Annotated in this window: 10 protein-coding genes, 1 tRNA gene and 1 other annotated feature; of the genes, 8 read left to right on the forward strand and 3 right to left on the reverse strand. The window is 30.3% G+C overall.

Annotated features, from left to right (window positions below; genetic code table 11):
• Nucleotides 1-223: 223 nt before the first annotated feature.
• The 5 genes from carA to EK368_RS04025 all read left to right on the forward strand — a co-directional run bounded on the left by carA (nucleotide 224) and on the right by EK368_RS04025 (nucleotide 8012).
• Nucleotides 224-1303 carry a glutamine-hydrolyzing carbamoyl-phosphate synthase small subunit gene (gene carA / locus EK368_RS04005; protein ID WP_129596660.1) on the forward strand — a complete coding sequence of 360 codons (1080 nt, stop codon included), beginning with the start codon at nucleotides 224-226 and terminating at the stop codon, nucleotides 1301-1303.
• A complete protein-coding gene (carB, locus tag EK368_RS04010) occupies nucleotides 1294-4482 on the forward strand; it encodes a carbamoyl-phosphate synthase (glutamine-hydrolyzing) large subunit (protein ID WP_129596662.1) in 3189 nt (1062 codons plus the stop codon). The genes carA and carB overlap by 10 nt, the downstream gene beginning before the upstream one ends.
• 191 nt (nucleotides 4483-4673) lie before the next feature.
• Nucleotides 4674-4874 (forward strand) — a binding site (T-box leader).
• Between the two features lie 94 nt (nucleotides 4875-4968).
• Nucleotides 4969-6561: a phosphoglycerate dehydrogenase gene (serA, locus tag EK368_RS04015; RefSeq protein ID WP_129596665.1), complete on the forward strand. Its 1593-nt coding sequence runs from the start codon at nucleotides 4969-4971 to the stop codon at nucleotides 6559-6561.
• Nucleotides 6562-6707: 146 nt separating this feature from the next.
• Nucleotides 6708-7880, forward strand: a complete 1173-nt coding sequence (locus EK368_RS04020) for a D-alanyl-D-alanine carboxypeptidase family protein (RefSeq protein ID WP_129596667.1) — start codon at nucleotides 6708-6710, stop codon at nucleotides 7878-7880.
• Between the two features lie 56 nt (nucleotides 7881-7936).
• Nucleotides 7937-8012 (forward strand) — tRNA-Arg (locus tag EK368_RS04025).
• 123 nt (nucleotides 8013-8135) lie between these two features.
• Here EK368_RS04025 and EK368_RS04030 read toward each other — a convergent pair.
• The 3 genes from EK368_RS04030 to EK368_RS04040 are packed head-to-tail and all read right to left on the reverse strand — an operon-like array spanning nucleotide 8136 to nucleotide 9932.
• Nucleotides 8136-9239, reverse strand: a complete 1104-nt coding sequence (locus EK368_RS04030; protein ID WP_129596669.1) for a tyrosine-type recombinase/integrase — start codon at nucleotides 9237-9239, stop codon at nucleotides 8136-8138.
• Between the two features lie 15 nt (nucleotides 9240-9254).
• Complete coding sequence (locus tag EK368_RS04035; protein WP_129596671.1) at nucleotides 9255-9566, reverse strand: ImmA/IrrE family metallo-endopeptidase; 312 nt, start codon at nucleotides 9564-9566, stop codon at nucleotides 9255-9257.
• Nucleotides 9567-9590: 24 nt separating this feature from the next.
• Nucleotides 9591-9932, reverse strand: coding sequence for a helix-turn-helix domain-containing protein (locus tag EK368_RS04040; protein WP_129596673.1), 342 nt, complete (start codon nucleotides 9930-9932; stop codon nucleotides 9591-9593).
• Between the two features lie 203 nt (nucleotides 9933-10135).
• Here EK368_RS04040 and EK368_RS04045 point away from each other — a divergent pair, with 203 nt between their 5' ends.
• From EK368_RS04045 to EK368_RS04055, 3 genes are all read left to right on the forward strand, one after another.
• Nucleotides 10136-10363, forward strand: coding sequence for a helix-turn-helix transcriptional regulator (locus tag EK368_RS04045; protein WP_129596675.1), 228 nt, complete (start codon nucleotides 10136-10138; stop codon nucleotides 10361-10363).
• Between the two features lie 31 nt (nucleotides 10364-10394).
• A complete protein-coding gene (locus EK368_RS04050; RefSeq protein WP_129596677.1) occupies nucleotides 10395-10652 on the forward strand; it encodes a DNA-binding protein in 258 nt (85 codons plus the stop codon).
• A gap of 29 nt (nucleotides 10653-10681) precedes the next feature.
• Nucleotides 10682-11143 (forward strand): antA/AntB antirepressor family protein (locus EK368_RS04055; RefSeq protein WP_202976423.1); only part of this gene is annotated, 462 nt, incomplete at its 3' end.

Genomic DNA, 11143 nt, shown 5'->3' on the forward strand with positions numbered 1-11143 from the left:
CTTTATTTTTTTGCAAAAAATTAAATGTTGGAGTTATTCACCCCAACATTTATTATAGAACCGGTTTTTTTAATATATAGATTAGAAGACTATAGAATTAAAAATTGCAAATAATAATATAAGGTCAAATTGTTATGAGGTTATTATAAAAACATAATTAAAATTTTTTTATAAACATACGAATAAATATACAAATTTATGAATAAAAAATGGAGGGATAGGTATGACGGGAATATTGTATTTAGAAGATGGTACAATATATGAAGGAAAAGGGTTCGGAAAAAAAGGGATTTCAGTAGGAGAATTGGTATTTAATACTTCTATTACAGGATACCAAGAAATACTTACAGATCCGTCTTATGCAGGACAAATTATTACGATGACATATCCTTTAATAGGAAATTATGGAATTCATCAATTAGGAAATCAATCCTCTAAGATTTATGCAAAAGGTTTTGTTACAAAATCTATAGATCAAACTCCATCTCATTATATGAATGAGGAAAATTTAGAACAAATGTTAGAGCGAATGGGAGTAGTCGGAATTTGTGAGGTAGATACAAGAAGTATTACAAAAAAAATTAGAAGAACAGGACCTTTAAAATGTGTTATATCTAACGAAGAGCTATCTATAGAGGTATTAAAAGAATATTTTCATAAAGAAAAATTTCAAGAAGATTGGATGAAGCATGTGGGAACGCAAAAAATCATTCATATACCAGGGCAAGGGCCTAAAGTAGCTGTAATAGATTTTGGAATGAAAAAGAGCATTTTAGAAAATCTTAAAAGTAGAGGCTGCGATATTACAGTATTCCCTTATAAAAGCAAATACGAAGAAATTATCAATATAAATCCTGATGGAGTATTTTTAAGCAACGGACCAGGAAATCCAGAAGCTGCAACTGAGTCGATTGAGACGGTAAAAAAAGTTATTCAAAAAATCCCTACCTTTGGGATTTGTATGGGACATCAAATCCTAGCGTTAGCAATAGGAGGAAATACTTACAAAATGAAGTATGGCCATAGAGGAGGAAATCATGGAGTATATGATATACAAAAAGATAGAGCTTATATTACTTCTCAAAATCATGGATATGCAGTAGATAAAAAAAGTGTAGAAGATCAAGGAATGGTTATTACCCACATAAATCTCAATGATCATACAGTAGAAGGCATGATGCATAAAGAACTTCCAGTTTTTTCTGTGCAATTTCATCCAGAAGGGTCACCAGGACCTGCAGATGCAACGTATCTATTTGATAAATTTGTAAGTCAATTAAAGGGGGATATGATATGCCAGTAAACAATAAACTAAAAAGAGTAATGATTATTGGGTCAGGACCTATTGTAATAGGTCAAGCAGCAGAATTTGATTATTCAGGAACTCAAGCTTGTAAAGCTATTAAAGAAGAAGGTATTTATACGATTTTAGTAAATAGCAATCCAGCCACCATTATGACAGATACAAATATAGCAGATAAAGTGTATATTGAACCTTTAACAATAGATAGTCTTTCAAAAATTATTGAAAAAGAAAGACCAGATGGAATTTTAGCAGGGTTTGGAGGACAGACTGCACTAAACCTTGCTATGGAGTTAGAAAAGACAGGAGTATTAAAAAAATATGAAGTACAGCTATTGGGAACGGATTCTCAAACTATCAAACAAGCAGAGGATAGAGAAGCTTTTAGAGATTTAATGATACAAATTCATGAACCTATCCCTGAAAGTATTATTGCAACAAAATTAAAAGAGTGTGAGGATTTTGTAGCGGAGCATGGATATCCTGTGATCATTAGACCTGCTTATACTTTAGGAGGAACAGGAGGAGGTATTGCAAATAATCATGATCAGCTTATACAAATTTGCCAAAGTGGAATTGAAAACAGTCCCATAGGGCAAATTCTTTTAGAACAAAGTGTAGCAGGATGGAAAGAAATTGAATATGAAGTTATTAGAGATAAAAAAGATAATTGTATCATTGTTTGCAATATGGAAAATATGGATCCTGTAGGAGTTCATACGGGAGATAGTATTGTTGTTGCACCTTCTCAAACACTAAGGGATGAAGAATATCAAATGTTAAGAGCATCATCTATAAAAATTATAAGAAGCTTAAAAATAGAAGGAGGATGCAATATACAATTTGCACTAGATCCTAAAAGCAATAATTATATTGTAATAGAAGTAAATCCTAGAGTAAGTAGATCAAGTGCATTAGCATCAAAAGCTGCAGGGTATCCAATCGCAAAAATTGGAGCTAAAATTGCAATAGGATATAGCTTAGATGAACTTAAAAATTATGTGACACAAAATTCAAGTGCTTGCTTTGAACCATCCTTAGATTATATAGTAGTAAAATTTCCAAAATGGCCTTTTGATAAATTTCAAAGAGCTAAAAGAACACTAGGAACTCAAATGAAGGCTACAGGAGAAGTAATGGCTATTAGCAGAGATTTTGAAAGTGCCATACTAAAAGCACTTACCTCATTAGAGGGAAGATTTACAGGACTTAGAATGTTTTCTATTATGGATATGACAGATGAAGACTTAATAGATAAAATAAAACTTTGTGATGATGAAAGAATCTTTGCTCTAGCAGAAGGAGTAAGAAGAGGAACCCCTGTTTCAAAGCTTCACGAATTGACAAAAATTGATTTGTGGTTTTTAAACAAAATAAAAAATATCATTCATATGGAACAAAGAATTAGTAATGAAAAAATAGATGAAAATTTATTATATGAAGCAGAGAAAATGGGATTTACAGATAGAGAGATTAGTGACTTATCAGGAGTAGATCATGAACAAATACATCTTATGAGAAAACAACATAAAATTAAACCTGTTTATAAGATGGTAGATACTTGTAGTGGTGAGTTTGAAGCAAAAACTCCTTATTACTACTCATGCTATGAACAAGAAGATGAAAACATCATATCAGAGAAGAAAAAGATCATAGTAATAGGGTCAGGACCTATAAGAATTGGACAAGGAATAGAGTTTGACTACTCTTGTGTACACGGAGTATGGGCTATTAAAAATGCAGGATATGAATCTATTATGATTAATAACAACCCAGAGACAGTAAGTACAGATTTTGATACGGCGGATAAATTGTATTTTGAATCTTTGTATATAGATCATGTAATGGATATTATTGATAAAGAAAAACCAGAAGGAGTCATTCTTCAACTAGGAGGACAAACTTCTGTAAACTTAGCAGAAAAACTTAATAAAAGAGGAGTAAATATACTAGGAACATCTTACCATTCTATGGATTTAGCAGAAGATAGAGATAAATTTAGAGACTTTTTAGAAGAAATTAATATTCCATCTCCTACAGGACTAGCAATCACAAGCATGGAAGAAGCATTAAAAGGAGTAGAGAAAATAGGATATCCAGTAGTAGTAAGACCATCCTATGTAATAGGTGGGAGAGCTATGCAGGTTGTACACGATGAAATAGGACTTAGAAGATATATAGAAGAAGCTGTAACTCTTTCTAAAAAATATCCTGTTTTGATGGATCGATATGTAAAGGGAATTGAAATAGAAGTAGATGCTATAGGAGATGGAGAAGATGTACTCATACCTGGAATTATGGAACATATTGAAAGGACAGGAGTTCACTCAGGAGATAGTATAAGTGTGTATCCATACCTGAGCTTAAAAGAAGAAACGGTTCAAAAATTAGTAGATTATACAAAAAGAATTGTAAATGGTTTAAAAATTGTAGGACTTGTAAATATTCAATATGTATTTGATGGAAAAGATATATATGTAATAGAAGTAAATCCAAGAGCATCAAGAACAGTTCCAATCCTTAGCAAAGTAACAGATATACCAATGGTTAAGATTGCAGTAGAAACCATGTTAGGCAAAAAATTAAAAGATACTTCTTATGGAACAGGACTTATGAAAAATAAAGAGCTATATGCAGTAAAAGTACCTGTATTTTCGGGAGAGAAGCTTACAGATGTAGATATGTATCTAGGACCTGAGATGAAATCTACAGGAGAAGTATTAGGAATAGACAAAGAAATAGAAAAAGCTCTTTATAAAGGATTTAAAGGAGCAGGATACAAGATTCCAACTCAAGGGGGTATTTATGTATCACTTAGAGATGTAGATAAAAAAGAAGGTATAGAGCTTATAAAAGATTATGAAAAAATGGGATTTGTGATTTATGCATCTCAAGGTACAAGTGAATTTTTAAATGAAAAAGAGGTTTCTTGTGAAACAATTCCATTAGATAAAATTTCAAAATATATTGTAGATGGAAAAATTTCTATGATGATTAATACTCCTACAAGAGGAAATAATGAAAAAAGTCTTGGCTTTAAGGTGAGAAGAAAAATGAGTGAATATAGACTTCCTATATTTACTTGTATAGATACAGCTAAAATATTTAAAACAGCTATTAGAATGAAGAAAGATAATGAACACATTGATTATAAGCCGTTAAATGAATATTTGAAGTAAAAATATAGAAAGTTATAAAAAACGTTACAAATGCTCAATAATTGTTACTTGTTTTTATAACTTTTCTATAATATACTTTGCTAAGAGCATGAAATCAATATATATTTTTTGAAATTTTTTTTAAATATATATTGACTTAATTTATTTTAGATAATATAATAGCAATAATTATAAAATTGAAGATCACTTTTTAAAAGGCTATGAATGGTAGTAGTAAATAATCCTTTGTTTGTAGAGAGTCGATGGGTGGTGAAAATCGATAGCAAAGTTTATTGAATCCGACCGGAAGCTGCTAGGGGTAAGAAACCTATGCCGGAACTCCCGTTATGAGTAAGAGGCTGTTTATCAGCAAAAAAAGGTGGTACCACGTGGATATTATCCCCGTCCTTGTTTATACAAGGACGGGTTTTTTATTTTTAAGCAACGAAATTTCTACATGTAGAAGCTCCCATTTTAATAAAAAATACAAAACTGGAGGAGATTCGAATGGAAAACAGAAAAAAAGTAATCGTAACAGAAAGAGTAGATGAAGAAGGAATCAAGTTATTACAACAACACCTAGACGTAGATGTTTGTTTACACATAAATAGAGAAGAATTACTAGAGAGAATTCATGAATATGATGCTATATTGGTTAGAAGTGTTACAAAAGTAGATGAAGAGCTTTTGTCCTTAGCTACAAAATTGAAAGTTGTAGGAAGAGCAGGAAATGGTACAGATAATATAGACATACCTGCTGCAACAAAAAGAGGTATTATTGTTGCAAATACACCAGATAGCAACACTATGTCTGCAGGAGAATTGGCTATAGGTCTTTTATTAGCTCAATGTAGAAATATTCCACAGGCTAATGCATACATCAAATCAGGACAGTGGGCAAGAAATCCTTTCAAAGGAGTAGAGCTTTATAACAAGACACTTGGAATTATAGGTCTTGGAAGAATAGGATCATTAGTTGCTACAAGAATGAATGCTTTTGGAATGAAGGTGATTGCTTATGATCCTTATATTTCTGATGAAAGATTTAAAAGATTTCAAGTAGAAAAGAAAGATACTTTAAAAGAGTTGATAGAAGAGTCTGACTTTATTACTGTTCATACTCCAAAGACAAAAGAGACTTATGGAATGATTGGAGAAGAAGAAATAGAGTGGATGAAAGATGGAGTAAGAATAGTTAATGATGCAAGAGGCGGTATTGTAAATGAAAGAGCTTTATTAAATGGATTAAAAAGCGGAAAAATTGCAAGTGCTGCATTAGATGTTCATGAAGAAGAGCCTAGCTTTAACAATCCTTTGTTTGAATTAGATAATGTAATCGTAACTCCTCATATTGGAGCAAGTACAACAGAAGCACAAATCAATGTAGGAACTACAGTAGCTTTACAAGTTATCAATGCTCTAAAGGGAGAGATTGTTCCAAATGCAGTAAATTTACCTACTCTTCATAGAGATGAATTGGCAGTTTTAAGTCCTTACATTGAACTTATGGAGAAATTAGGGAAAATATATTATCAACTTCATAATGAACCTATTGAACATATTGGTATTGAATATTGGGGAGGCATTGCAAAACAAGATATTGAAATGTGTAGCATTGCTTTTGTAAAAGGTATTTTAGAACCTGTATTAGAAGATAAAGTAAATTATATTAATGCTATGATTTTAGCAGATCAAAGAGGAATTTCTATTGATCAAAGAACAATCAAAGAAAATTATAATGGATATTTAGATTATATAGAAATAAAGATCAAGACAAAAGATAAAGTATTTGAGATTGCAGGAACTCTCTCTTCTAAGAAAGAAGGAAGACTTATAAAGATACAAGGATATGAAGTAGATGTAACCCCAACCAATCATATGCTAATTGTACAAAACAAAGATGTACCAGGAGTAATTGGTTACATTGGAATGGCTTTAGGAGAAGAAGGTGTCAACGTTGCAACTATGCAGGTTGGAAGAAATGCTAAAGGAGATAAAGCAATGATGGTACTGACTATTGATGATGAGGTGTCTAAGGAAGGGCTTAAAAGGCTTACTCAAAAGGAGAATGTACTATGGGCAAAATGCATAAAATTATAAAACAAAGTCATCAAAAACGTCACTAAATTTTAAAATTTAGGAAATATAATTTGTAAACAATTTGAAACAAAAGGCAATATTGCCTTTTGTTTTTCTATAATGATATATAAATTTGTTATGTTATAATACTAGCAGGAGGGATTAAATTGAAAAAAATTATAGTACTTGTTTTTATAATGGTTTTAGTAGCTAATATGTCTATTTCTTATGGACAGGATATAGATATAAAAGGAAAAGCAGCTCTATTAATGGATGAAGAAACTGGGAAAATATTATATGAAAAAAATATAAAAGAAGTATTTCCTCCAGCTAGTATTACAAAATTGATGACTTATCTAGTGACTATGGATGAGATTCAAAAGGGAAAGATCTCTTTAGAGGATGAGGTTATTATTAGTGAGAGAGCTGCTAGAGAAAGAGGAGCTACTTATCATCTTGTTTCCGGTGAAAAAATAAAATTAAAAGATTTAATAGAAGTAATGATGATTATATCTGCTAATGATGCAGCTTTTGCTATTTCAGAACATATAGGAGGAAGTATGGAAGACTTTGTATATATGATGAATGAAAAAGCAAAGGAGATTGGACTTAATGATACTCATTTTTATAATCCAAATGGTATGCCTCAAAAAAATGGTGACAATTTAATGACAGCAAAGGATATAGCCTTTTTAGCAAAACATATTATAGATCATCATAAAGAAGTTCTTACTCTTACGGATCAAGAATTTTATGAAAATCCCATGAGAAATTTTTATAAAGAAAATACAAATAAGCTTTTAAAAATCATTCCTCAAGTAGATGGTCTAAAAACTGGATATACAGACGCAGCAGGATATTGTCTTGCATCTAGTATGAAAGTAAATAAAAATAGTGAAGATGAAAAGGATTTTAGGCTTATTGCAGTAGTATTAGGAACAGATAGTGAAGAAGCTCGGTTTAAGGAAAGTAAAAAGCTTTTAGAATATGGATCAGAAGGTTTTGTGAAAAAGAGGATTGTAAAAAAGCATGAAAAAATAAAAACAATTCATTTATGGAAAGAAAAAACATTACCTATAAATATTTTAGCAAAGGAAGATATTTGGACATTAGGACCTAAAGAGAATATAGAGAAAAGTAGAGAAATTTTGTTAGTAGAAAAAATGCCCTATCCTATATCTAAGGGACAAAAAATAGGAGAATTAAAAATCGATACTTATGATGGAAAGATCATCAAAACAGATTTACTAAGTGATAAAGACATTAGAAAACTTCCTTTTAAAATATTTATTACAAACTTTTTTCATATTTTTGCAAGCATTTTTTCTAGTATATGGTAATATCATGTCTCCTTGACAAAACTAAAAAATAGGATTATCATAGAAATGATTCCTATGCACCCGTAGCTCAGGGGATAGAGCGTCGGTTTCCTAAACCGTGCGTCGGAGGTTCGAATCCTCTCGGGTGCACCATCTTTAATGCGTTGGAATAACTTGTGTTGGCTTGATTTGATATAAAATATAAAATATGTGATTTTAAAGTTGATGGTTGTCTTTTGGTTGTCTCTTCAAAATTATACTTTAAAATCACCTTTTTTATAAAAAGTTTTTAGCTTTTTCCATTTCATCTTTTTGCATTTTTATATTTACATGACTATAGGTATCTAAAGTAAAAGCAACAGTACTATGTCCGAGCCTATCAGAGATAACCTTAGGATTAATACCTAAAGATAGTAATAAGGTAGCATGGGTATGTCTAAGATCGTGAAATCTAATCTTAGGAATATTGTGTTTTTTTAAGAGTTTACGAAAATTTGAAGATGCATAATGAGGGTCAATTGGTCTACCATCTTCCCAACATAAAACAAATTCTAAATCTATACCATATTTTAATTTTCTTTCCATGTGTTGTTTCTTTGTATCTTTTAGTAACTTCATAGTATTATCTAGCAATGTTACTGTTCTAGAACTGTTTTTGGTTTTAGGTTCTTTTAGTGTTAACTTACCATCTATTCGTTGTAATGTTTTATTAATGGATAATGTTCCATTAATAAGGTCTACATCTTCCCATTTTATAGCACATAATTCTCCAACCCTACACCCAGTATGAACAGCTAAGAATACTACAGGGTATAAAAATTCATCTTTTAATATATCTAAATAAAAATTAATTTCATCTGGTGCCCAATACTTCATTTTAATTTCGGTAGCTTTTGGAGGGTCAACTAATTCACAAGGATTAGTATTCATGAGTTGCCATTTCACAGCATGTTTCAATGCTAGATGGAGCATACGGTGAACTTTTATAACTGTATTATTAGATAAATTTCTTTCATGTATTAGATCTTCGTAAAACTTTTGAAGTATTAAAGGATTGACTTTAGAAAGTTTATAGTGTCCTAGAAAGTTTATTATATCCCTCGCAAATTCTGTATATCTTATATATGTTCTAGGAGCACAGTTGTTCTTAGGATAAGTTTCTAACCAATAATCCATATATTCTTTTATGGTCATTTGATCATTTGTAACTAAAGTTCCTTTTTCTATTTGGGTAATTATATCAGCTAATGCTATTTCACATTCCTTTTTAGTTCTAAAACCTCTTTTCCTTTTATATTTTTTTTTACCATTTTCATCAGTTCTAACATAGACACAATATGTGTATGTTCCATTCTTTTCTTTTTTAATAGAACCTCTCATTTAAAAACCTCCTTTTTATAGTGCAGTTTTGCACCATTGTATAATTTCTGGGTGCTTCAATACATTTTTACTGAAATCTATAGCCTCCTTTTCATAGTTTGTATTTTTTTTGACACATCCTATATGTGAACAAATATGTTTTGCTTCATGCCATACTGTTTCTAGTTGTTTTTCATAATTTAATTTAGAATTAATAATTATGATATATTGATTGTTTTTTTCATAGCATACTCCATTTACATTGTCTAAATCCCTATATATAACTCTTAATTCACCATTTGTTTCTAATTGGTGAATTTTTTTTGCGATAATAATATATTCGTCCATAAGAATTCCCCCTGATGACGTTATTTAGTTTTCAGTTTCGCTTTCAAAAATCTCAATCATTTTAAGTATTTTTTCTCTATCTGCTTTAGAAAGATTTTTAACTTTAGAATAAAATAATTTCATTTCTTCTTCCAATGTATCTATTTCATCATTTTGATATGTTTGTTCTTTTTTGTCATCTTCAAAAAAGTAATCTATTGAAACATTAAAATAGTTGGCGATTCTTTTTAGAACTTCATAGCTTGGCTTTCGTGTTCCAGTTTCATACATTCCTATTGAAGAAGTTGTAACCTTAACAGCCTTACTTAATTCGGACTGTGTAATATTAGCTTGATTTCTGAGTTTTTTTAGTTTTTTACCTAACAAATTGATCACCTCGATTAGATTATAACTAATAGTTGTAATTCTTGTCAATACAACATATAGTGATATTTTAAGCAAAATTAAGGAATAGTAAGCATTTTAAAGGAAATATCTTCTAATTCCTTATAATTACAACCAATAGTGATAAATACGGTTATAAAATTACAACTAAATGTGATAATATATATTTGAAAGGAGGTAAAATAATGGCAAACCATTTAACAATGTTAAGAAAAAAAGCTGGTTTTAAAACTGCAAAAGAAGCCGCAAAATCACTATCTATTAGTATGGGCATGGTATATCAAATGGAACAAAACATAAAGCAACCAAGTCCTAAGTTAGCTATAAAAATGGCAAAAAGCTATAAATGCACATTAGAAGATATTTTTTTACCACTTAATACAACTAATTGTGATAAAACAATACAACAATAAACAACTTACAGTGAGAACGGAGTGATGGTCTATGTTATCTCCTCAACAATTTGCCAGAGAGTGTGATTTGTCTTATGGGCAAGTTTTACAAATGTGTAAAGAGGATGAATTAGATGTTTTAAAAACCGAAGGAGGACATTTTAAAATACCTGAAAAAGAGTTAGACAGATTTAGAAACAGAGATTATATAACTAAAGAAGAATATTTACGAGTTGTCAGAGAGAATGAAAAACTTAAAACAATAATCACACAAATGAAGAATTATATATCAAGTTTTAATGTTGAATAATATGTAAGAGAAAAAAAGGAGGACAAAAGATGAAAGCTTTAATCAATATAAAAAACGAAAATGGAAAGCAATTAGTATCTGCAAAGGAATTATACATAGGATTAGGGTTAAGAAAACAAAACTGGGCAAGATGGTATCCAACTAATATACAAAAAAATGAATTTTTCAAAGAAAATCTTGATTGGGTAGGGGTTCTTCATAATGAGGAAGGTAATGAAACTCTAGATTTTGCAATAACTTTAGATTTTGCGAAACATATAGCAATGATGGCAAGAACAGAAAAATCTCATCTATATAGAAATTATTTTATTGAATGTGAAAAACAAGTAAAACAGCAATTTCCACAGTTTAGTAAAGAATTACAAGCCATATTTGTAATAGATCAACGTACTACTGAAATTGACAATAGAATTACAGATTTAGAAAACAATATGCCACTTTTCAATATTGAATGTAAAGAGTTACAAGCAATAGTAAGAAAAAAAGGTGTA

It is taken from the genome of Anaerophilus nitritigenes, from assembly GCF_004138215.1.
GTDB classification, from domain to species: Bacteria; Bacillota; Clostridia; order Peptostreptococcales; family Thermotaleaceae; genus Anaerophilus; species Anaerophilus nitritogenes.

Bases quoted from the DNA above. Each gene is read 5' to 3' on its own strand.
- carA (WP_129596660.1), top strand. From the start codon at position 224: ATGACGGGAATATTGTATTTAGAAGATGGTACAATATATGAAGGAAAA.
- carB (WP_129596662.1), top strand. From the start codon at position 1,294: ATGCCAGTAAACAATAAACTAAAAAGAGTAATGATTATTGGGTCAGGA.
- serA (WP_129596665.1), top strand. From the start codon at position 4,969: ATGGAAAACAGAAAAAAAGTAATCGTAACAGAAAGAGTAGATGAAGAA.
- EK368_RS04030 (WP_129596669.1), bottom strand. From the start codon at position 9,239: ATGAGAGGTTCTATTAAAAAAGAAAAGAATGGAACATACACATATTGT.
- EK368_RS04035 (WP_129596671.1), bottom strand. From the start codon at position 9,566: ATGGACGAATATATTATTATCGCAAAAAAAATTCACCAATTAGAAACA.
- EK368_RS04045 (WP_129596675.1), top strand. From the start codon at position 10,136: ATGGCAAACCATTTAACAATGTTAAGAAAAAAAGCTGGTTTTAAAACT.
- EK368_RS04050 (WP_129596677.1), top strand. From the start codon at position 10,395: ATGTTATCTCCTCAACAATTTGCCAGAGAGTGTGATTTGTCTTATGGG.